Origin of the sequence: Klebsiella sp. LTGPAF-6F (assembly GCF_001753185.1) — a bacterium.
GTDB lineage: Bacteria > Pseudomonadota > Gammaproteobacteria > Enterobacterales > Enterobacteriaceae > Klebsiella > Klebsiella michiganensis.
In genome coordinates this window covers 2,526,014-2,546,089 of the sequence record NZ_CP017450.1, presented here as the reverse complement: position 1 = coordinate 2,546,089, position 20,076 = coordinate 2,526,014, and the positions used below count along the sequence as shown (strand labels likewise).

At 54.7% G+C, this 20,076-nt stretch carries 22 protein-coding genes; 18 read left to right on the top strand and 4 right to left on the bottom strand.

Features of this window, described 5'->3' with window-relative positions; translation table 11 throughout:
* Positions 1–86: 86 nt before the first annotated feature.
* From BJF97_RS11870 to BJF97_RS11855, 5 genes are all read left to right on the top strand, one after another.
* Positions 87–419 (top strand): hypothetical protein, encoded by a 333-nt coding sequence (locus tag BJF97_RS11870; RefSeq protein ID WP_064411132.1) that lies wholly within the window; start codon positions 87–89, stop codon positions 417–419.
* Complete coding sequence (locus BJF97_RS35075; RefSeq protein ID WP_064411133.1) at positions 416–1,126, top strand: hypothetical protein; 711 nt, start codon at positions 416–418, stop codon at positions 1,124–1,126. The genes BJF97_RS11870 and BJF97_RS35075 overlap by 4 nt, the downstream gene beginning before the upstream one ends.
* Positions 1,119–1,352, top strand: coding sequence for a hypothetical protein (locus BJF97_RS11860; RefSeq protein ID WP_064411134.1), 234 nt, complete (start codon positions 1,119–1,121; stop codon positions 1,350–1,352). Before BJF97_RS35075 ends, BJF97_RS11860 begins: the two co-directional genes overlap by 8 nt.
* A gap of 312 nt (positions 1,353–1,664) precedes the next feature.
* Positions 1,665–1,901 carry an excisionase gene (locus BJF97_RS32465; protein ID WP_074192178.1) on the top strand — a complete coding sequence of 79 codons (237 nt, stop codon included), beginning with the start codon at positions 1,665–1,667 and terminating at the stop codon, positions 1,899–1,901.
* Positions 1,891–3,033: a site-specific integrase gene (locus BJF97_RS11855; RefSeq protein WP_064411135.1), complete on the top strand. Its 1,143-nt coding sequence runs from the start codon at positions 1,891–1,893 to the stop codon at positions 3,031–3,033. The genes BJF97_RS32465 and BJF97_RS11855 overlap by 11 nt, the downstream gene beginning before the upstream one ends.
* A 113-nt stretch (positions 3,034–3,146) precedes the next feature.
* On the opposite strand, the gene icd is transcribed toward BJF97_RS11855, so the two are convergent.
* Complete coding sequence (gene icd, locus BJF97_RS11850; protein WP_070082909.1) at positions 3,147–4,397, bottom strand: NADP-dependent isocitrate dehydrogenase; 1,251 nt, start codon at positions 4,395–4,397, stop codon at positions 3,147–3,149.
* 236 nt (positions 4,398–4,633) lie between these two features.
* Between icd and rluE the strand changes: the two genes are divergently transcribed.
* From rluE to purB, 5 genes are read left to right on the top strand one after another with little or no spacing between them, the layout of a single operon-like run.
* Entirely contained in the window at positions 4,634–5,296 is a 663-nt protein-coding gene (rluE, locus tag BJF97_RS11845) for a 23S rRNA pseudouridine(2457) synthase RluE (protein ID WP_032693070.1), read from the top strand.
* A gap of 9 nt (positions 5,297–5,305) precedes the next feature.
* Complete coding sequence (locus BJF97_RS11840) at positions 5,306–5,782, top strand: NUDIX hydrolase (RefSeq protein ID WP_032693069.1); 477 nt, start codon at positions 5,306–5,308, stop codon at positions 5,780–5,782.
* A gap of 38 nt (positions 5,783–5,820) precedes the next feature.
* The gene (gene mnmA, locus BJF97_RS11835; RefSeq protein WP_004849976.1) at positions 5,821–6,927 is read left to right on the top strand and encodes a tRNA 2-thiouridine(34) synthase MnmA; all 1,107 of its coding nucleotides are present in this window, start codon (positions 5,821–5,823) and stop codon (positions 6,925–6,927) included.
* 59 nt (positions 6,928–6,986) lie between these two features.
* On the top strand, positions 6,987–7,628 hold the full coding sequence (gene hflD / locus BJF97_RS11830; protein WP_004131471.1) for a high frequency lysogenization protein HflD: 642 nt from the start codon (positions 6,987–6,989) through the stop codon (positions 7,626–7,628).
* A gap of 3 nt (positions 7,629–7,631) precedes the next feature.
* On the top strand, positions 7,632–9,002 hold the full coding sequence (gene purB, locus BJF97_RS11825; protein ID WP_014228873.1) for an adenylosuccinate lyase: 1,371 nt from the start codon (positions 7,632–7,634) through the stop codon (positions 9,000–9,002).
* A 49-nt stretch (positions 9,003–9,051) separates the two neighbouring features.
* On the opposite strand, the gene BJF97_RS11820 is transcribed toward purB, so the two are convergent.
* On the bottom strand, positions 9,052–10,266 hold the full coding sequence (locus BJF97_RS11820) for an MFS transporter (RefSeq protein ID WP_032693068.1): 1,215 nt from the start codon (positions 10,264–10,266) through the stop codon (positions 9,052–9,054).
* A gap of 99 nt (positions 10,267–10,365) precedes the next feature.
* On the opposite strand from BJF97_RS11820, the gene BJF97_RS11815 reads away from it, so the two are divergent.
* The 4 genes from BJF97_RS11815 (at position 10,366) to BJF97_RS11800 (ending at position 14,243) form a co-directional block, all read left to right on the top strand.
* The gene (locus BJF97_RS11815) at positions 10,366–10,812 is read left to right on the top strand and encodes a winged helix-turn-helix transcriptional regulator (protein WP_032693067.1); all 447 of its coding nucleotides are present in this window, start codon (positions 10,366–10,368) and stop codon (positions 10,810–10,812) included.
* A gap of 85 nt (positions 10,813–10,897) precedes the next feature.
* Positions 10,898–11,572, top strand: coding sequence for a two-component system response regulator PhoP (phoP, locus tag BJF97_RS11810; RefSeq protein WP_004101181.1), 675 nt, complete (start codon positions 10,898–10,900; stop codon positions 11,570–11,572).
* Positions 11,569–13,035: a two-component system sensor histidine kinase PhoQ gene (phoQ, locus tag BJF97_RS11805; protein WP_004849971.1), complete on the top strand. Its 1,467-nt coding sequence runs from the start codon at positions 11,569–11,571 to the stop codon at positions 13,033–13,035. The genes phoP and phoQ overlap by 4 nt, the downstream gene beginning before the upstream one ends.
* A gap of 86 nt (positions 13,036–13,121) precedes the next feature.
* Positions 13,122–14,243, top strand: coding sequence for a ribosomal protein uL16 3-hydroxylase (locus tag BJF97_RS11800; RefSeq protein WP_032693065.1), 1,122 nt, complete (start codon positions 13,122–13,124; stop codon positions 14,241–14,243).
* 55 nt (positions 14,244–14,298) lie between these two features.
* Here the strand turns inward: BJF97_RS11800 and pepT are convergent, their stop codons facing one another.
* On the bottom strand, positions 14,299–15,528 hold the full coding sequence (pepT, locus tag BJF97_RS11795) for a peptidase T (RefSeq protein WP_014228870.1): 1,230 nt from the start codon (positions 15,526–15,528) through the stop codon (positions 14,299–14,301).
* A 257-nt stretch (positions 15,529–15,785) separates the two neighbouring features.
* Between pepT and potA the strand changes: the two genes are divergently transcribed.
* The 4 genes from potA to potD are packed head-to-tail and all read left to right on the top strand — an operon-like array spanning position 15,786 to position 19,588.
* Positions 15,786–16,922, top strand: coding sequence for a spermidine/putrescine ABC transporter ATP-binding protein PotA (gene potA / locus BJF97_RS11790; RefSeq protein WP_014228869.1), 1,137 nt, complete (start codon positions 15,786–15,788; stop codon positions 16,920–16,922).
* Complete coding sequence (gene potB / locus BJF97_RS11785; RefSeq protein WP_004849963.1) at positions 16,906–17,763, top strand: spermidine/putrescine ABC transporter permease PotB; 858 nt, start codon at positions 16,906–16,908, stop codon at positions 17,761–17,763. Before potA ends, potB begins: the two co-directional genes overlap by 17 nt.
* The gene (gene potC, locus BJF97_RS11780; RefSeq protein ID WP_004849960.1) at positions 17,760–18,545 is read left to right on the top strand and encodes a spermidine/putrescine ABC transporter permease PotC; all 786 of its coding nucleotides are present in this window, start codon (positions 17,760–17,762) and stop codon (positions 18,543–18,545) included. The genes potB and potC overlap by 4 nt, the downstream gene beginning before the upstream one ends.
* Positions 18,542–19,588, top strand: coding sequence for a spermidine/putrescine ABC transporter substrate-binding protein PotD (gene potD / locus BJF97_RS11775; RefSeq protein ID WP_032693064.1), 1,047 nt, complete (start codon positions 18,542–18,544; stop codon positions 19,586–19,588). Before potC ends, potD begins: the two co-directional genes overlap by 4 nt.
* A 56-nt stretch (positions 19,589–19,644) precedes the next feature.
* Here the strand turns inward: potD and BJF97_RS11770 are convergent, their stop codons facing one another.
* A complete protein-coding gene (locus BJF97_RS11770; protein ID WP_014228867.1) occupies positions 19,645–19,926 on the bottom strand; it encodes a hypothetical protein in 282 nt (93 codons plus the stop codon).
* Positions 19,927–20,076: the final 150 nt, after the last annotated feature.

The following is a 20,076-nucleotide window of genomic DNA, read 5'->3' as shown; positions in this document are numbered from 1 at the left end:
CCATCTCAGGTGAGCGCATGGCCGTTTATTTGAAAGGTGATGTTGATGCAGCAATGTTGGCTGCAGGCATTGAGGAGGCTGAGTAGATGGATAAGCCACTTAACAAGCGCGAACGCGAATATATCAAACCGGCTGTAATTTATGACTGGGAAATTCATCTTTGGCCAGGCCGCAAAGATGGTGTCTGGGATGGCGATAAGATACTGCCAGTAAAGGTTGGTGCTATGGCTGAATCACTGATTAAAAGGGGATATCTGGAGAGGCTTGGGAGTGTAATTCGTGCCACCGAAAAGACGAAGGCGCTGAAGTGCCGCGCAGGTAACTGTTTATATGGTCGCCTTTATGACGATAACGATGTTGATTCGGGGAAGTGCCCTGATTGCGATGGCGGCATGATGTTTGAAGGAGCCAACCAATGACAAATAATCAGTTAACCAGAGAACGGCTGGAAAAAATTAAATCATGGCGTGAAACCTACGGTGCTGGAAGCAACGTAATGCTGCCAGCGGAAGAGGCTGAGGAACTGGCCCGCATGGCGCTGGCCGCAATGGACAGCGAGCCAGTGGGGTGGCGTTGGCGCTGGTCTGACGATGCCGAAGGCTATTGGCGATACACGGAAGAACAACGCGAGACTCGCGGCAGCGTAACCGCCCAGCCGCTCTATCGCCACGCGCAGCAGCCGGTAGTGCCAGAGGAAAAACCAATGCCAAATACACTGAGCATGTACGCCGTTGATGCAGTAGCTGCCATCGCCGAGGTGAAGGGCTGGAACGCCTGCCGCGCCGCCATGCTCAACCATCCATCAAGCATTCAGCCCAACACTGACGCAGCTCCCGGCTCTGAAATCAAACACCCGTCAAGCAACTCTCCGGTAATTCCAGAGGGGTACGTGATGGTGCCGATGAGGCTAACCGCTGAGAACGGTGCAAAAGCAGCGCTTCTCGGGGAATTCAATCTTGAATATACGCTGACATGCCATGAGTGTTTTGGTGAAGGGTGCGACGACTGCAGCGGCGAGGGAACCTGGACGAGCACCATGCCGATTGACTGGACCACCATCAAAGAAATCTGGGATAAGGCCATTAATCACTTCGCAGCCGCCCAGCGGGAGGTGAAAAGTGAGTAAAGCCGAATTATTTCAAAGGCTTCAGGCTCTCACTACAGATTTTCATACTCTGGCATGTGAGCTTGATATCGGTGACAAGCGCACAGAAGTTTTCGAAATTTACGAAGTTCTGCGCCGAGCTCAGCGTCGCGGTGCAGCTGGTGAAATGTTGGCTGCAACTAATCCGCTGCTTAGTCCTGGCATTCCTGATGATATGGAATGGACGAATTTCGAAAATGAGGATTAAGACTGATGCCCAGCAAACTTAAACGCCGGCGTTGGCGCAGTATGCGTGAGGATCTAGCCTGGTATAAAGCAGAGGCAGATGACTGGAAAGCCATAGCCCTTGAACATGCAATCGAACTGTCAGTTCTACGCAGACATTCGCTTCATGTTCCGTTACCAGTGCTTATTCCTGTGGAAATTATCCACCAACTAAATACAGGTAAACATAAAGATCACCCGTTATGTAAAACCTGTATTGACGGGCTACGCAGTGGTTGTTCGTCATGTGCTTATAATATTCGATAACCGGGTGCAGCCGGTGTATGGAGAAAAAATGTCACGTATGGTCTCTTTACTCGAATGGGCGAAAGATGAATTCGGTAGTGAAGCCCCTAGCGAGCGAGTATTAAAAAAATACGCTAAAGGTCAAATGATAGCGCCACCACCAATGCGAGTTGGACGGCGCTGGATGGTTGACAGAGAAGCTCGTTTTATAGGTGTAGTTGCTGAACCTCAACTTCCAATAAATGTAAACCCAAAATTGAGACGGATAATTAACGATGGCAGCTAGACCGCGCACTCATAAAATCTCTATCCCAAACCTGTACTGCAAGCTTGATAAACGCACCGGTAAGGTTTACTGGCAATACAAACACCCTATTTCTGGGCGTTTTCATAGCCTCGGCACAGATGAAGCTGAGGCAAAGCAGGTGGCAAGTGAAGCAAACACGATCATTGCAGAGCAGCGAACTAGGCAGATCCTTAGTATTAACGAGCGTCTGTCGCGTATGAAAGGAAACCGCGCGGACATTACAGTGACAGCATGGCTTGATAAATATGAATCCGTGCAGGAGGAAAGGTTGAAACACAACGAACTTCGACCAAATTCTTTTAGGCAAAAAGCTAAACCTATCCGGCTTTTTCGTGAGCATTGCGGCATGCAATATCTGAAAGACATTTCAGCACTAGATATTTCTGAAATAACAGATGCGGTTAAGGCAGAGGGTCATAATAGAATGGCTCAAATTGTTCGCATGGTATTAATTGATGTATTTAAAGAGGCACAGCATGCTGGACATGTTCCGCCAGGTTATAACCCTGCCCAGGCCACGAAGCAACCTCGAAACAAAATTACTAGACAACGTTTATCACTGGAGGAATGGAAGACTATTTATGAATGCGCTGAGCATCAACAGCCATATTTGCAGTGCGGAATGTTACTCGCAATAGTAACCGGCCAGCGCATAGGTGATATTTGTAATATGAAATTCACCGATATTTGGGATGATATGTTACATATTGTGCAGGAAAAAACAGGTACTCGTCTTGCCATTCCGCTCTCACTAAGAAATGAAGTACTAGATATTTCGCTACGCGATGTTGTTTCAAAATGTAGAGATGCGGTGGTTAGTAAATATCTGGTCCACTTCAGATATACCACCTCTCAGGCTAACCGTGGTGATCAAGTATCCACGAAAACTCTGACTTCAACATTTAAAAAAGCTCGGGACAAAAGTTGTCTTGCATGGGATGAAGGAAGCGCCCCAACCTTCCACGAACAGAGATCTCTTTCAGAACGGTTATACCGGGAGCAGGGCCTAGATACTCAGAAGTTACTGGGCCACAAATCGAAAAAGATGACGGATAAATACAACGATGACCGGGGTAAAGACTGGCTCGTTGTAGGTCAAAAAGCAGTATGATTTTAAGCCAGTTTTGGGGAGGAATTTTGGGGAAAGTTTTGGGGAAAGATTTTGAACGATCGTAAAAAAGGGAGCCACTTGGCTCCCTTCTGTCTTCAATCAGTGATCGCTGATTACATATTCGCGATAATCGCGTCGCCAAACTCTGAACATTTCAGCAGCTTAGCGCCTTCCATCAGACGTTCAAAGTCATAGGTCACGGTCTTGGCGGCGATAGCGCCTTCGGTACCTTTAACGATCAGGTCTGCCGCTTCGAACCACTGCATGTGGCGCAGCATCATCTCAGCGGACAGGATGATGGAACCTGGGTTCACTTTGTCCTGGCCGGCATATTTCGGCGCAGTACCGTGGGTGGCTTCAAACAGCGCGCACTCGTCACCGATGTTCGCACCCGGGGCAATACCGATACCGCCAACCTGCGCCGCCAGGGCGTCAGAGATATAGTCACCGTTCAGGTTCATACAGGCGATAACATCGTATTCCGCCGGACGCAGCAGGATCTGCTGCAGGAAGGCGTCGGCGATAACGTCTTTAACGACGATCTCTTTCCCGGTGTTCGGGTTTTTAATCTTCAGCCACGGGCCGCCGTCAATCAGCTCACCGCCGAACTCTTCGCGTGCCAGCTGGTAGCCCCAGTCTTTGAACGCGCCTTCGGTGAATTTCATGATGTTGCCTTTGTGCACCAGGGTCAGAGAATCGCGATCGTTGGTGATAGCGTATTCGATGGCGGCGCGAACCAGGCGTTTAGTGCCTTCTTCAGAGCACGGCTTGATGCCGATACCGCAATGTTCCGGGAAGCGAATTTTCTTCACGCCCATTTCATCGCGCAGGAATTTGATCACTTTATCTGCTTCAGCAGAATCGGCTTTCCACTCGATACCGGCGTAGATGTCTTCAGAGTTTTCGCGGAAGATAACCATATCGGTCAGTTTAGGATGCTTAACCGGGCTCGGGGTACCCTGATAATAACGAACCGGGCGCAGGCAAACGTAGAGGTCCAGTTCCTGACGCAGAGCAACGTTCAGAGAACGGATACCGCCGCCGACTGGGGTGGTCAGAGGGCCTTTGATAGCAACACGATATTCACGAATCAGATCAAGAGTTTCGGCAGGCAGCCAGACATCCTGGCCATAAACCTGGGTCGATTTTTCACCGGTGTAAACTTCCATCCAGGAAATTTTACGCTCGCCCTTATAGGCTTTCTCAACGGCAGCATCAACCACTTTCAGCATCGCCGGAGTCACGTCAACGCCGATACCATCACCTTCGATGAACGGGATAATCGGGTTATTAGGGACGTTCAGCTTGCCGTTTTGCAGGGTGATTTTTTGACCTTCCGCCGGAACTACTACTTTGCTTTCCATTAACCTCTCCTTCGAGCGCTTCTGGTTCTGCTCTTCCCTCTTCACGCTAGCCGGGCGCTGGCTTTACTCGCCCACTCCCGTCATCGGAATATCCCGCTAACCGGAGATTTCGCGTCCGTGTCGCCTTCCTGTAATGCGAATCGGTTTGAGCAACCTTTTTGTTAATAAGTTGTAATGAGCATGTCAATACTACCTGAATGTTTGCATCCATGAAAGGCATTCGTAATTAGGCTATAATGCGGCAATTGATTGAGTCTGAAAATACCATGCAAAAAACTTCATTTAGAAAACATCGCGTTGAGCGATTCAGCACGCAACAAGTCACCAGACAACGCAAAGAACGCCAGCCAAAAACTGTGATCTTGTTCAATAAACCATACGATGTATTGCCGCAATTTACCGATGAAGCCGGACGCAGCACGCTAAAAGATTTTATTCCGGTTGCCGGCGTCTACGCTGCCGGTCGGTTGGATCGCGATAGCGAAGGCCTGCTGGTACTGACCAACGACGGCGCGCTGCAGGCGGCGCTCACTCAACCGGGTAAGCGCACCGGTAAAATTTATTATGTTCAGGTGGAAGGTGAACCCACGGCGGACGCGCTGGCCGCGCTCCGCGACGGCGTCACGCTTAATGACGGCCCTACTCTGCCCGCCGGCGTTGAGCGGGTTGCGGAACCAGAGTGGCTGTGGCCGCGGAATCCGCCCATCCGCGAGCGCAAATCTATCCCCACCAGCTGGCTGAAAATCACCCTCTATGAGGGACGCAACCGCCAGGTACGGCGGATGACCGCCCACGTCGGCTTTCCGACGCTGCGCCTGATTCGCTACGCGATGGGCGGCTATACGCTGGATGGCCTGGCCAACGGCGAATGGCGTAAAACCGACTCACCGCATCCATAAGGAAAACCAATGTTTAAGCCGCACGTCACCGTCGCCTGCGTGGTTCACGCGAAAGGCAAATTCCTGGTAGTTGAAGAAACGATCAACGGAAAAGCGCTGTGGAACCAGCCTGCAGGTCACCTCGAAGCCGACGAAACCCTGGTTCAGGCCGCAGAGCGCGAGCTCTGGGAAGAGACCGGCATTCGCGCGACGCCGCAGCACTTTCTTCGCCTGCATCAGTGGATAGCCCCGGATCGCACCCCGTTTTTGCGCTTCCTCTTTACTATCGAGCTTAACGATACGTGCGCCACCGAGCCCCATGATAGCGATATCGATCGCTGCCTGTGGCTTAGTGCCGAGGAAATTCTTAACGCAACAAACCTGCGTTCTCAACTGGTTGCCGAGAGCATTCGCAGCTATCAGCAGGATCCGCGCTACCCGCTGTCGCTCATCGGCGAATTTAACTGGCCGTTTACAGGGGGTGCCTCGGCGGATGACGCGTGCTAGAATACGCCGCCTCGAAGTTCAATGTAGTGAGTATTCCAATGTCAGAAAGCCAGAAAAAAGTGATCGTCGGCATGTCCGGCGGGGTTGATTCCTCAGTTTCCGCTTACCTGCTGCTCCAGCAAGGGTATAAGGTGGAAGGCCTGTTCATGAAGAACTGGGAAGAGGACGACGGCGAGGAATACTGCACCGCAGCGGCGGATCTTGCCGACGCGCAGGCCGTTTGCGATAAGCTGGGAATTGAACTTCACACCGTCAACTTTGCCGCAGAATACTGGGACAACGTATTCGAATTGTTCCTTGAAGAATATAAAGCCGGCCGCACGCCGAACCCGGATATTCTGTGCAATAAAGAAATTAAATTTAAAGCCTTCCTCGAATTTGCCGCAGAAGACCTCGGCGCTGACTACATCGCCACCGGGCACTACGTGCGCCGCGCCGACGTTAACGGCAAGAGCCAGCTGCTGCGCGGCCTCGACGGTAACAAAGACCAGAGCTACTTCCTTTATACTCTCAGCCACGAACAGATCGCGCAAAGCCTGTTCCCGGTAGGAGAGCTGGAAAAGCCGCAGGTGCGTAAAATCGCCGAAGAGCTGGATCTCATCACCGCGAAGAAAAAAGACTCGACCGGTATCTGTTTTATCGGCGAACGTAAATTCCGTGAATTCCTTGGCCGCTACCTGCCCGCCCAGCCGGGTAAAATTATCAGCGTTGACGGCGACGAAGTTGGCGAGCACCAGGGCCTGATGTACCACACGCTGGGTCAGCGTAAAGGCCTGGGCATCGGCGGCATCAAAGACGGCGGCGAAGACCCGTGGTACGTGGTCGACAAAGACGTCGAAAACAATATTCTGATTGTCGCCCAGGGCCACGACCATCCGCGTCTGATGTCCGTGGGGTTGATTGCTCAACAGCTGCACTGGGTAGACCGCGAGCCGCTGACCGGCACGCTGCGCTGCACGGTGAAAACCCGCTACCGCCAGACCGATATCCCCTGCAGCGTAAAAGCGCTGGATGACGACCGCATTGAAGTGATCTTTGATGAGCCGGTTGCCGCCGTCACGCCTGGCCAGTCTGCGGTCTTTTACCGCGACGAAGTCTGCCTCGGCGGTGGGATTATCGAACAGCGCTTGCCGCTGCAGGCTTGACAGACATATTAGCCGCGGAATGCCTCAACCGGGTATTCGGCGGTTTACAAGGAGAATGTGTGGCGAAGAATTATTATGACATTACGCTGGCGCTGGCCGGCGTTTGCCAGGCCGCGCGTCTGGTTCAGGAACTGGCGCACCAGGGGCACTGCGATAGCGACGCCCTGCATGTGTCGCTGAACAGCATCATCGACCTCGACCCGGATTCAACGCTGGCGGTGTTCGGTGGTAGTGAAGCCAATCTTCGTCTCGGGCTGGAAACTCTCATTGGCGTGCTGAATACCAGCAGTCGCCAGGGACTGAACGCCGAACTCACCCGCTATACTCTAAGCCTGATGGTGCTCGAGCGTAAGCTTGCCGCCAGCAAAGGGGCCATGGATACCCTCGGCAACCGTATCGGTGGCCTGCGCCGTCAGCTTGAACATTTCGATCTGCAATCCGAGACCCTGCTCAGCGCAATGGCCGGCATCTATGTTGATGTCATTAGCCCGCTGGGCCCGCGGATTCAGGTGACCGGCTCTCCAGCCGTGCTGCAAAGCCCTCAGGTTCAGGCGAAGGTTCGCTCTGCCCTGCTGGCAGGTATTCGCTCCGCGGTGCTCTGGCACCAGGTCGGCGGCGGACGTCTGCAGCTGATGTTTTCCCGTAATCGTCTGGTTAACCAGGCAAAACAAATTCTTGCTCATTTAACCCCGGAGTTGTGATCTATGGAATTATCCTCACTGACCGCCGTTTCCCCAGTCGACGGCCGCTACGGCGACAAAGTCAGCGCGCTGCGCGGTATCTTCAGCGAATTCGGTTTGCTGAAATTCCGCGTTCAGGTAGAAGTGCGTTGGTTGCAAAAACTGGCCGCGCACGCAGCGATCAAGGAAGTTCCTGCTTTTGCTGCCGACGCAAACGGTTACCTTGATAAAATCGTCGCCGATTTTAGCGTAGAAGATGCAGAGCGCATCAAAACGATCGAGCGCACCACCAACCACGACGTCAAAGCGGTTGAGTATTTCCTCAAGGAAAAAGTCGCCGACGTGGCAGAACTGCACGCGGTCTCCGAGTTTATCCACTTCGCCTGCACCTCCGAGGACATCAACAATCTGTCCCACGCGCTGATGCTGAAAACCGCCCGCGACGAAGTGATCCTGCCATACTGGCGCAAGCTGATCGACGCGGTTAAGGAGCTGGCGGTACAGTATCGCGATATCCCGCTGCTTTCCCGCACCCACGGCCAGCCGGCCACGCCGTCCACCATGGGTAAAGAGATGGCGAACGTCGCTTACCGTATGGAGCGCCAGTATCGTCAGCTGAATCAGATTGAAATTCTTGGCAAAATCAACGGTGCGGTGGGGAACTATAACGCCCACATCGCCGCCTACCCGGAAGTCGACTGGCACCAGTTCAGCGAAGAGTTCGTCACCTCGCTGGGTATCCAGTGGAACCCGTACACCACCCAGATTGAACCGCACGACTATATCGCCGAGCTGTTTGACTGCGTCGCCCGCTTCAACACCATCCTGATTGATTTCGATCGTGACGTGTGGGGCTATATCGCGCTCAACCATTTCAAGCAGAAGACCATTGCCGGCGAAATCGGCTCTTCCACCATGCCGCATAAAGTGAACCCGATCGACTTCGAGAACTCCGAAGGCAACCTCGGTCTGGCCAATGCGGTGATGCAGCATCTGGCAAGCAAACTGCCGGTTTCCCGCTGGCAGCGCGACCTGACCGACTCCACCGTCCTGCGTAACCTCGGCGTGGGCATCGGCTACGCGCTGATCGCGTATCAATCCACCCTGAAAGGCGTGAGCAAGCTGGAGCTGAATCAGGACCGCCTGCTGGATGAACTGGACCACAACTGGGAAGTTCTGGCCGAGCCGATTCAGACCGTCATGCGTCGCTACGGCATCGAGAAGCCGTACGAGAAGCTGAAAGAGCTGACCCGCGGCAAGCGCGTTGATGCCGAAGGCATGCAGCAGTTCATCGACAGCCTGGCGCTGCCGGAAGCGGAAAAAGTTCGCCTGAAGGCCATGACCCCGGCTAACTATATCGGCCGCGCGACCACCATGGTTGACGAACTGAAGTAAACCTTTCCACCCTCTTTCCGCCGGGAAAGAGGGTTATTTTTCCTCCCCCTCATCTGCTCGTCGTCATCCCCCGGGTTATTAACCAGAACAGCAGCGCCAGCAGACTGACCGAAGCCCCCAGCAGGCAAACGCCCTGCCATCCCGCGCGCGCATATACCGCTGTCGTACTCACCGCGCCCAAACCGCTGCCAAGCGCATAAAACAGCATATACAAACCGACCAGCCTGCTGTGCGCTTCGGGACGGGTACGGAAAATCATGCTTTGATTGGTGACATGCAGCGCCTGACCGCCGAGATCCAGCAGTACAATGCCAACCAACAGCGCCGCGGGCGACCATGCCATCAGCGACAGCGGCCACCAGGCTATCAGCAACATCGCCAGGGCCGCGGCGCTGGTACGCTGCCCATATCCGCGATCGGCCCATTTACCGGCACGCCCCGCTGCCAGAGCGCCGATGACCCCGACCAGGCCCAGGGCGCCAATCTCAGTATGGGAAAAGCGAAAGGGCGGAGCGCTTAATGGCAAAACCAGCGCACTCCAGAAGATATTGAAAGCGGCAAACATCAGTAATGCCAGCACGCCGCGCACCTGAAGCACTTTTTCCTGGCGCAGCAGAGCCAGCATGGATATCAACAGCCGCGGATAGCTCAGAGGGTTCGGCGCAGCCGCCAATACCGGCAGCCGACGCCACAGCGGAAGCGCAATGCCCAGCATCAGTAAAGCGGCCAAGATGTACACCCCGCGCCAGCCGAAGAGATCGCTAATCGACCCGGAGAATACCCGCGCCAGCAGCAGCCCGATAAATACTCCGCTTTGCGCAGCGCCCACCACGCGTCCCTGTTCATGGGGCGCGGCGGCGCTGGCGGCATACGCGATTAGCCCCTGGGTCATCGCGGTACCCAGCAGGCCAACGGCAAGCATACAGCCCAATAGCATCACGGCGGTGGAAGCCATACTCACCGCCGCCAGGGCAGCGATCAGTAAAATCACCTGCGTCGCCATCAGGCGGCGGCGATTCACCCTGTCGCCCAGCGGCACCAGCAGTAGCAACGCCAATGCGCAGCCAATCTGGGTCGCCGCAATCACCCCGCCAATCGCGGCGTCGCCGATCGCAAAATCTCGCGCTAGCGCGTCGAGCAGCGGTTGCGCGTAATACACGTTTGCCACGCTCAGGCCGCTGGCGATAGCAAACAGCCAGACCAGGCTGCGAGGCATAACCGTTTGCGGATCGCTTAGCACTGGAGATATCAGTGTCGCTTTCATGATGCCCACCTTGGTTATATGGTTTCAAAATAAAACCAGTTGAAGGCTAAAACATCAAGTTTTAAAATGCAACTACTTACCAGGCCGTTCGGAGAGCCCATGCCAGCGCGTGAAAAAATGAAAAACGAAACCTGCCCCGTCGCCCGAAGCGTGGATATTATCGGCGATCGCTGGTCCTTGTTGATTGTACGCGACGCCTTTGATGGCATACGCCGCTTCAGCGATTTTCAGCGAAGCCTCGGTATGGCGCGTAATATTCTCTCTGACCGTCTGCACAAATTGGTAAACTCAGGTATTCTCACTATGCAATCCGCCTCGGATGGCACGGCTTATCAGGAATACATACTGACGGCAAAAGGAGAGCGTTTGTTCCCCGTTGTCGTTGCGCTACGCCAGTGGGGAGAGCTGCATCTGTTTGCCCATGGGGAACCCCATTCCGTACTGATCGATAAACGTACGCTGCGCCCGATACCGATGATGTCGCCCGCGGCCGAAGATGGACTCGTCCTCACCGCCCAAGAGACCGAGGTACAAAAAATCGAATAAAATTCTTTATTTAACAGCTGTTTATATTAAAGGTGTATAATAAACGCTAAACTGTTCAATATCATAAATAAAATGGAGAACTGGCATGCGCGTACTCGTGGTTGAGGATAACGCTCTGCTGCGCCACCACCTGAAAGTTCAGCTGCAGGAGCTGGGACATCAGGTCGATGCGGCGGAAGACGCAAAGGAAGCGGATTACTATCTGGGTGAGCACGTTCCGGACATCGCCATCGTCGATCTTGGCCTGCCGGATGAAGACGGCCTTTCGCTGATTCGTCGCTGGCGCAGCCACGACGTGTCGGTACCGGTGCTGGTGCTGACCGCCCGCGAAGGCTGGCAGGATAAGGTTGAGGTCCTGAGCGCCGGAGCGGATGATTACGTCACTAAGCCGTTCCATATCGAAGAGGTTGCCGCCCGCATGCAGGCGCTTCTGCGGCGTAATAGCGGCCTGGCATCACAGGTTATCTCCATTCCGCCTTTCCAGGTGGATCTGTCGCGTCGCGAGCTGTCGGTCAACGACCAGCCCATCAAGCTGACGGCATTTGAATACACCATTATGGAAACCCTGATCCGCAACCGGGGCAAAGTGGTCAGCAAAGATTCGCTGATGCTGCAGCTCTATCCCGACGCCGAGCTGCGCGAAAGCCATACCATCGATGTGCTGATGGGACGATTGCGCAAAAAAATACAGGCTGAGTATCCGCAGGATGTGATTACTACCGTGCGCGGTCAGGGCTATCTGTTCGAACTGCGCGGATGAAAGGGGTGCTGCGGCATATTCTGCCGCTGTCGTTACGCGTTCGCTTTCTGCTGGCGACGGCCGCCGTGGTGCTGGTGCTGTCACTCTCCTATGGCATGGTCGCGCTGGTGGGGTATAGCGTCAGTTTCGATAAAACCACCTTCCGCCTGCTGCGCGGCGAGAGCAATCTGTTCTATATGCTGGCGAAATGGGAAAACAACACCATCGATGTTGATATCCCCGAAAACCTGAATATGCAAAGCCCCACGGTGACGCTCATTTACGACGCCCGCGGCCAGCTGCTGTGGGCACAGCGCGACGTACCCTGGCTGGTAAAACGTATTCAACCGGACTGGCTCAAAAACAACGGCTTTCACGAAATTGAGGCCGACGTTGACAGCAGCAGTATGCTGCAGCACAACAACCATGAGATTCAACAACAGCTGGACGCCATTCGGCAAGAGGACGATGGCTCCGAAATGACCCACTCGGTGGCGATCAATATCTATCCGGCCACCAGCACCATGCCGCAGCTCAGTATCGTGGTTGTCGACACCATTCCGGTAGAGCTTAAGCGCTCCTACATGGTGTGGAGCTGGTTTATCTATGTCCTCGCGGCTAACCTGCTGCTGGTGATCCCGCTACTGTGGGTCGCGGCATGGTGGAGCTTGCGCCCTATCGAATCGCTGGCCAAAGAGGTGCGCGAACTGGAGGAGCATCACCGCGAGATGCTCAATCCGAATACCACCCGCGAGCTGACGCGGCTGGTCAGCAATCTCAACCGCCTGCTGAAAAGCGAACGCGAACGCTATGATAAATACCGCACGACGCTGACCGACCTCACCCACAGTCTGAAAACCCCGCTCGCGGTGATGCAGAGCACGCTGCGTTCCATGCGCGGTGAGAAAATGAGCGTCAATGAAGCAGAGCCGGTGATGCTGGAGCAGATTAGCCGCATCTCGCAGCAGATTGGCTACTATCTGCATCGCGCCAGCATGCGCAGCGGCGGTTCGCTGCTCAGTCGCGAGCTGCATCCCATCGCTCCGCTCCTCGATAGCCTGACCTCGGCGCTGAATAAGGTCTATCAACGTAAAGGCGTGAACATTACCCTGGATATCTCGCCGGAAATCAGTTTTGTCGGTGAAAAGAATGATTTTATGGAGGTTATGGGCAATGTGCTCGATAACGCCTGTAAATACTGCCTTGAGTTTGTGGAAGTCTCCGTCCGACAGACCAACGACAACCATCTGCATATTCTGGTTGAAGATGATGGCCCGGGGATCCCTGCCGCGATGCGCAGCGCGGTGTTCGACCGCGGCCAGCGCGCAGATACGCTGCGCCCCGGACAGGGCGTCGGTCTCTCGGTTGCCCGCGATATCGTAGCCCAGTACGATGGCCGCATCCTCGCCGAAGAGAGCCTGCTCGGCGGCGCCTGCATGGAAGTTATTTTTGGTCGCCAGGCCCTGGAAGATAAAGAGAGCTAAAACAGTCGGTTTTTTAACGGCGCCTGCATCATGCTGGTGCCGCATCCGTTATAATCCCTAACAGACACCTGCTGTGGAATATAAATATGGATTATCAATTAACGCTTAACTGGCCCGACTTTATCGAACGCTACTGGCAAAAACGCCCGGTGGTGCTGAAACGGGGCTTTGCTAATTTCGTCGATCCGTTAAGCCCGGACGAACTGGCCGGACTGGCTATGGAGAGCGAAGTCGACAGCCGCCTGGTCAGTCATCAGGACGGTAAATGGCAGGTCAGCCACGGCCCCTTTGAGAGCTACGATCACCTGAGCGAGAATAACTGGTCGCTGCTGGTACAGGCAGTCAATAACTGGCATCAGCCAACGGCGGCGCTCATGCATCCGTTCCGCGCCCTGCCCGACTGGCGCATCGACGATCTGATGATCTCGTTTTCCGTCCCTGGCGGCGGCGTCGGTCCGCATCTCGACCAGTACGATGTGTTTATCATTCAGGGTACCGGCCGCCGCCGCTGGCGCGTGGGTGAAAAAATGCCGATGAAACAGCACTGCCCGCACCCGGACCTGCTGCAGGTCGACCCGTTTGAAGCCATTATTGATGAAGAGATGGAGCCGGGCGATATTCTGTATATTCCGCCGGGGTTCCCGCACGAAGGCTACTCGCTGGAAAACTCGCTCAACTATTCAGTTGGCTATCGCGCGCCTAACGCGCGTGAGCTGTTCAGCGGCTTTGCTGATTATATTTTGCAGCGTGAACTGGGCAGCCAGCGTTACGCCGACCCGGACGTACCGTCTCGCGAGCACCCTGCGGATATTCTGCCCGCGGAGCTGGATCGCCTGCGCGATATGATGCTGGGGCTGATTAATCAGCCGGAGCACTTTAAGCAGTGGTTCGGCGAATTTATCACCCAGTCCCGGCACGAGCTGGACGTGGCGCCGCCGGAGCCACCGTACCAGCCGGATGAAATTTACGATGCCCTGCAGCAGGGAGATAAGCTGACGCGTCTTGGGGGCCTGCGCGTGCTGCGGATTGATGGCGAGGTATTCGTCAACGGCGAGAAGATCAACTCTCCGCATCGTCCGGCGCTGGATGCTCTGGCAACCCACCTGACGCTAAACGCTGAGCATCTCGGCGATGCGCTGGAAGATCCCTCCTTCCTCGCCCTGCTGGCCGCGCTGGTCAACAGCGGCTACTGGTTCTTTGAGGACTGAGTCTTCGACTGCCCGGTGACGGCTGACGCCTCACCGGGCCCGTAGCTTATAGCCTTCATGCGCCTCGTTTCGCCGTCAGCTCCGCAATGCGTACAATCACCTGCACCGCCTTCTCCATGCCTTCAAGCGTCACAAACTCATGCTTGCCGTGGTAGTTATAGCCGCCGGTAAACAGATTCGGGCACGGCAGACCCATAAAGGAGAGCTGCGCGCCGTCGGTACCGCCGCGAATCGGCTTCATCTGCGGATCGATCTGGCAATCCACCATCGCCTGGCGGGCAATCTCCACCACGTGCGGGTGCGCCATCACCTTTTCATGCATATTGTAATAGCTGTCTTCGATGACCAGCTCAATATAGCAATCCGGATGCAGCCCCTTGCCGACCTTTTTGGCGATCTCCATCATTTTGCGCTTGCGGGCCTCAAACTGCTTGCGGTCAAAATCGCGGATGATGTAGTGCATATCGGCCCGATCGACCGTGCCTTTGATGCTGGCCAGATGGTAGAAGCCCTCATAGCCTTCGGTGGTTTCCGGCGCTTCGTCCGCTGGGACTTCGGCATGAATGCGCGCCGCCAGCGACAGCGCGTTGACCATCACCCCTTTCGCCGTACCGGGATGAACATTGTTGCCAACGATCTTAATCGTCACCGACGCGGCGTTAAAGTTCTCGAACTCCAGCTCACCCACGCCGCCACCGTCGACGGTATAGGCCCAGCAGGCGTCAAACGCGGCAACATCGAAATGCTTCGCCCCTTTGCCCACCTCTTCATCTGGGGTAAAGGCCACGCGAATATCGCCGTGAGGAATATTCTTCGCCTTTAGCGTCGCCAGCGCGGTCATGATCTCTGCGATACCGGCTTTATCATCGGCGCCGAGGAGCGTTTTACCATCGGTGGTGATCAGCGTCTGCCCGAGCAGCTGGTGCAGTATCGGGAACATCACCGGCGAGAGGACCTCATCGCCAATACCAAGCGCGATATCGCCGCCGCGATAGTTTTCTACGATCTGCGGATTCACGTTCTTGCCGCTGAAGTCAGGCGACGTATCGACATGAGAAATAAAGCCAATGGCCGGAATATCACCCTCAACGTTAGCTGGCAGGGTGCCCATGATCGTCCCTTTCTCACTCAGCGTTACATTCACCAGTCCCATTTCTTGCAGCTGCGCCTGAAGCAGACGTAGCAGCTTCCACTGACCTTCCGTGCTCGGTACCTGACGCACGCCCGGTTTCGACTGCGTGTCTAAAGAAACGTACTGCAAAAAACGCTCAAGCAATTTATCCATGTAGCCACCCTCTTCTTTTGTGACAACATTATTGATAAGCCGGAAAAACCAAATATTGCGTCAGGTCATTTTTAGCCCGGCAAATGAGAATTTAATACATTTCACACGATAATGTTGTAAAGGTAGTTCATCATGGCGCATCAATCATTGGCGATTACAATCGTTTGCCGTAGAATGCTCGGCCTTATTATTTTATGTGCAAAACCAAAGGTGGTTAACCACAAACCCCGCATCGGTAAGCTTTCCGCTGCGTCTACATGGGACAGAGTCGAAAATTGAATACACAACCGCGTTCGCGTTCTCCGCTGGTTCAGCTGGCGGGAATTCGCAAAAGCTTTGATGGTAAAACGGTTATCTCCGACCTCAATCTGACCATCAACAACGGTGAGTTTCTCACCCTGCTTGGCCCCTCTGGCTGCGGTAAAACAACCGTTCTTCGTCTTATCGCCGGACTGGAAAGCGTCGATAGCGGCCAAATCCATCTCGAAGATCACGATATCACCCATATCCCGGCGGAAAACCGCCACGTGAACACCGTCTTTCAAAGCTATGCGCTGTTTCCGCACATGACGGTGTTTGAAAACGTCGCCTTCGGCCTGCGTATGCAGAAAACCCCGACGGCGGACATCGCTCCCCGCGTCCACGATGCCCTGCGCATGGTGCAGCTTGAAGCGTTTGCTCAACGTAAACCGCATCAGCTCTCCGGTGGCCAGCAGCAGCGCGTGGCGATTGCCCGCGCGGTGGTGAACAAACCGCGCCTGCTGCTGCTTGATGAATCCCTCTCCGCCCTTGATTATAAACTGCGCAAGCAGATGCAGAACGAACTGAAGGCGCTGCAGCGTAAGCTCGGCATCACCTTCGTCTTCGTGACCCACGATCAGGAAGAAGCGCTGACCATGTCCGACCGTATCGTGGTGATGCGCGAGGGTAAAATCGAGCAGGACGGTACGCCGCGCGAAATCTACGAAGAACCGAAAAACCTGTTCGTCGCCAGCTTTATCGGCGAAATCAACATTTTCAGCGCCACGGTCATTGAACGGATTGACGATCGGCGGGTGCGCGCCAGCGTCGAAGGCCGCGAGTGCAATATCTACGTCAACTTCGCCGTTGAAAAAGGCCAGCGGCTTAACGTTCTGCTGCGCCCGGAAGACCTGCGCGTGGACGAGATCCACGACAGTAATGACGCCGATGGCCTGATAGGCTATATCCGCGAACGCAACTATAAAGGCATGACGCTGGAATCGGTGGTTGAACTGGAAAACGGTAAAATGGTGATGGTCAGCGAATTCTTTAATGAAGACGATCCTGATTTTGACCACTCTCTCGACCAGAAAATGGCCATTAACTGGGTAGAAAGCTGGGAGGTTGTGCTGGCCGATGAAGAACACCAGTAAATTCCAGAATGTGGCGATCGCCACCATCGTGGGCTGGCTTGTGCTGTTTGTCTTTCTGCCCAACCTGATGATCATCGCCACCAGCTTTCTGACCCGCGACGACACCAACTTCGTCAAGCTGGTCTTTACGCTGGACAACTACGCGCGCCTGCTCGACCCGCTCTACTACGACGTGCTGCTGCATTCGTTGAATATGGCGCTGCTGGCGACGCTGGCCTGCCTGGCGCTCGGCTACCCTTTCGCCTGGTTCCTGGCCAGGCTACCGGAGAAGGTGCGCCCGCTGATGCTGTTTCTGCTGATCGTGCCGTTCTGGACCAATTCGCTGATTCGTATCTACGGCCTGAAGATTTTCCTCAGCACCAAGGGCTACCTTAATGAATTTTTGCTGTGGCTGGGTATCATCGATACGCCGCTGCGCATCATGTACACCCCCTCGGCGGTGATTATCGGCCTGGTCTATATTCTGCTGCCGTTTATGGTGATGCCGCTCTACTCGAGCATCGAGAAGCTCGACCGCCCGCTGCTGGAAGCGGCAAAAGACCTTGGCGCCGGTAAGCTACAAACCTTTATCCGTATCATCATTCCGCTGACCATGCCGGGGATTATCGCCGGCTGCCTGCTGGTGATGCTTCCGGCTATGGGGCTGTTCTACGTTTCCGACCTGATGGGCGGCGCGAAGAACCTGCTGATTGGTAACGTGATTAAGAGCCAGTTCCTCAACATCCGCGACTGGCCGTTTGGCGCGGCGACCAGCATCACGCTTACGCTGGTGATGGGCCTGATGCTGCTGATTTACTGGCGCGCGGCGCGTTTACTGAATAAAAAGGTGGAACTGGAATGATCGGTCGACTGCTGCGCGGCGGCTTTATGACCGCTATTTACGCGTATCTCTATATTCCCATTATTATTCTGATCGTTAACTCGTTTAACAGTTCACGCTTTGGCATTAACTGGCAGGGTTTTACCACCAACTGGTATAGCCTGCTGATGAATAACGACAGCCTGCTGCAGGCGGCGCAGCACTCGCTGACCATGGCGGTGCTCTCGGCGACCTTTGCTACGCTTATCGGCTCGCTGACCGCCGTGGCGCTGTACCGCTATCGCTTTCGCGGCAAGCCGTTCGTCAGCGGGATGCTGTTCGTGGTGATGATGTCGCCGGATATCGTGATGGCGATTTCGCTGCTGGTGCTGTTTATGCTGATCGGTATTCAGCTGGGATTCTGGTCGCTGCTGTTTTCCCACATCACCTTTTGCCTGCCCTTCGTGGTGGTCACGGTATTTTCGCGCCTGAAAGGTTTTGACGTGCGGATGCTGGAAGCAGCGAAAGATCTCGGCGCCAGCGAACTGACCATTCTGCGAAAGATCATTTTGCCGCTGGCGCTGCCCGCGGTGGCCGCAGGGTGGCTGCTGAGCTTTACCCTGTCGATGGATGATGTGGTGGTCTCTTCATTCGTCACCGGGCCGGGTTATGAGATCCTGCCGCTGAAGATCTATTCGATGGTTAAAGTTGGGGTATCGCCGGAGGTTAATGCGCTGGCGACCATTCTGTTGGTTCTGTCGCTGGTGATGGTTATTGCCAGCCAGATAATTGCACGTGATAAAACTCAGGGGACGTTAAAATGAAAAAATGGTCACGCCACCTGCTCGCTGCGGGCGCTCTGGCAGTCGGTATAAGCGCCGCGCACGCGGACGATAGCAAAACGCTCTATTTCTACAACTGGACCGAGTATGTCCCGCCGGGGCTGCTGGAGCAGTTCACCAAAGAGACCGGCATCAAGGTGATCTATTCGACCTACGAGTCGAACGAAACCATGTACGCCAAGCTCAAAACCTATAAAGACGGCGCCTACGACCTGGTCGTGCCTTCCACCTACTTCGTCGACAAAATGCGTAAAGAGGGCATGCTGCAGAAGATCGACAAGAGCAAACTGAGCAACTTCAGCAATCTTGACCCTGAAATGCTCAACAAACCGTTCGACCCCAACAACGACTACTCCATTCCGTACATCTGGGGCGCGACGGCCATTGGGGTGAATAGCGAAGAGATCGATCCGAAGACCGTCACCAGCTGGGCGGATCTGTGGAAACCCGAGTATAAGAGCAGCCTGCTGCTGACCGACGACGCGCGCGAAGTGTTCCAGGTCGCGCTGCGTAAACTGGGCTACTCCGGTAATACCACCGATCCGAAAGAGATTGAAGCGGCCTATAACGAGCTGAAAAAACTGATGCCGAACGTCGCGGCGTTCAACTCCGATAACCCGGCGAACCCGTATATGGAAGGCGAGGTCAACCTTGGCATGGTATGGAACGGCTCCGCGTGGGTTGCGCGTCAGGCCGGTACGCCGCTGGAAGTGGTGTGGCCGAAAGAAGGCGGCATCTTCTGGATGGATAGCCTGTCGATTCCGGCAAACGCCAAAAACGTCGATGGCGCGCTGAAGCTGATCAACTTCCTGCTGCGCCCGGAAGTGGCCAAACAGGTCGCGGAAACCATCGGCTACCCGACGCCAAACCTTGCCGCGCGGAAGATGCTAAGCCCGGAAGTCGCTAACGATAAATCGCTCTACCCGGACGCCGCAACGATTCAGAAAGGCGAATGGCAGAACGATGTCGGCAGCGCCAGTACGCTTTATGAAGAGTATTATCAGAAGCTGAAAGCGGGTCGTTAATCACCTCACAGGTCGGGTAGCATGGTGCTTACCCGACCGCTTCAGGAAGTGCGTTTCTAGCTTCTCAACGGATGAATTCTTGATTTAACCAGCGCGTCTTCAACGTCAAAATCGGCCAGCGGGTAGTTGGTCGCCACCAGATAAAATCGCCCATCCTGCGCCGGATATTCATGGACATTGTAGTTCACCATTTTTGGCTGCTCGGCAGAGGTATCTCCCCGGACGGAACAGGCGGCGTATTTCGAACGGACCCGGAGAGAGTGGCTTTTAATATCCCTGTGGATTTCGCCGTGATGCTCGTCGCCGAGGATCAGGTAGTCAACATATTCAGTGGCCATGGTGTTATTCCTTCTCTGTTGTCCGAGTGAAGAAACATGCCACAAATGTCTGTCTGATACTGTTTTGTTAATCACAGCGTTACATATATGTGAAATGCAAAATCAAAATATTAACGGCCAAAATAATACCAGCGCTGCCGCTCTGGCAAC

Excerpts from the sequence above, each read along its gene's own strand:
- BJF97_RS11870 (WP_064411132.1), top strand. The coding sequence starts at position 87 with ATGGATAAGCCACTTAACAAGCGCGAACGCGAATATATCAAACCGGCT.
- BJF97_RS35075 (WP_064411133.1), top strand. The coding sequence starts at position 416 with ATGACAAATAATCAGTTAACCAGAGAACGGCTGGAAAAAATTAAATCA.
- BJF97_RS32465 (WP_074192178.1), top strand. The coding sequence starts at position 1,665 with ATGTCACGTATGGTCTCTTTACTCGAATGGGCGAAAGATGAATTCGGT.
- BJF97_RS11855 (WP_064411135.1), top strand. The coding sequence starts at position 1,891 with ATGGCAGCTAGACCGCGCACTCATAAAATCTCTATCCCAAACCTGTAC.
- icd (WP_070082909.1), bottom strand. The coding sequence starts at position 4,397 with ATGGAAAGCAAAGTAGTAGTTCCGGCGGAAGGTCAAAAAATCACCCTG.
- rluE (WP_032693070.1), top strand. The coding sequence starts at position 4,634 with ATGCGGCAATTGATTGAGTCTGAAAATACCATGCAAAAAACTTCATTT.
- BJF97_RS11840 (WP_032693069.1), top strand. The coding sequence starts at position 5,306 with ATGTTTAAGCCGCACGTCACCGTCGCCTGCGTGGTTCACGCGAAAGGC.
- mnmA (WP_004849976.1), top strand. The coding sequence starts at position 5,821 with ATGTCAGAAAGCCAGAAAAAAGTGATCGTCGGCATGTCCGGCGGGGTT.
- purB (WP_014228873.1), top strand. The coding sequence starts at position 7,632 with ATGGAATTATCCTCACTGACCGCCGTTTCCCCAGTCGACGGCCGCTAC.
- BJF97_RS11820 (WP_032693068.1), bottom strand. The coding sequence starts at position 10,266 with ATGAAAGCGACACTGATATCTCCAGTGCTAAGCGATCCGCAAACGGTT.
- BJF97_RS11815 (WP_032693067.1), top strand. The coding sequence starts at position 10,366 with ATGCCAGCGCGTGAAAAAATGAAAAACGAAACCTGCCCCGTCGCCCGA.
- phoP (WP_004101181.1), top strand. The coding sequence starts at position 10,898 with ATGCGCGTACTCGTGGTTGAGGATAACGCTCTGCTGCGCCACCACCTG.
- phoQ (WP_004849971.1), top strand. The coding sequence starts at position 11,569 with ATGAAAGGGGTGCTGCGGCATATTCTGCCGCTGTCGTTACGCGTTCGC.
- BJF97_RS11800 (WP_032693065.1), top strand. The coding sequence starts at position 13,122 with ATGGATTATCAATTAACGCTTAACTGGCCCGACTTTATCGAACGCTAC.
- pepT (WP_014228870.1), bottom strand. The coding sequence starts at position 15,528 with ATGGATAAATTGCTTGAGCGTTTTTTGCAGTACGTTTCTTTAGACACG.
- potA (WP_014228869.1), top strand. The coding sequence starts at position 15,786 with ATGGGACAGAGTCGAAAATTGAATACACAACCGCGTTCGCGTTCTCCG.
- potB (WP_004849963.1), top strand. The coding sequence starts at position 16,906 with ATGAAGAACACCAGTAAATTCCAGAATGTGGCGATCGCCACCATCGTG.
- potC (WP_004849960.1), top strand. The coding sequence starts at position 17,760 with ATGATCGGTCGACTGCTGCGCGGCGGCTTTATGACCGCTATTTACGCG.
- potD (WP_032693064.1), top strand. The coding sequence starts at position 18,542 with ATGAAAAAATGGTCACGCCACCTGCTCGCTGCGGGCGCTCTGGCAGTC.
- BJF97_RS11770 (WP_014228867.1), bottom strand. The coding sequence starts at position 19,926 with ATGGCCACTGAATATGTTGACTACCTGATCCTCGGCGACGAGCATCAC.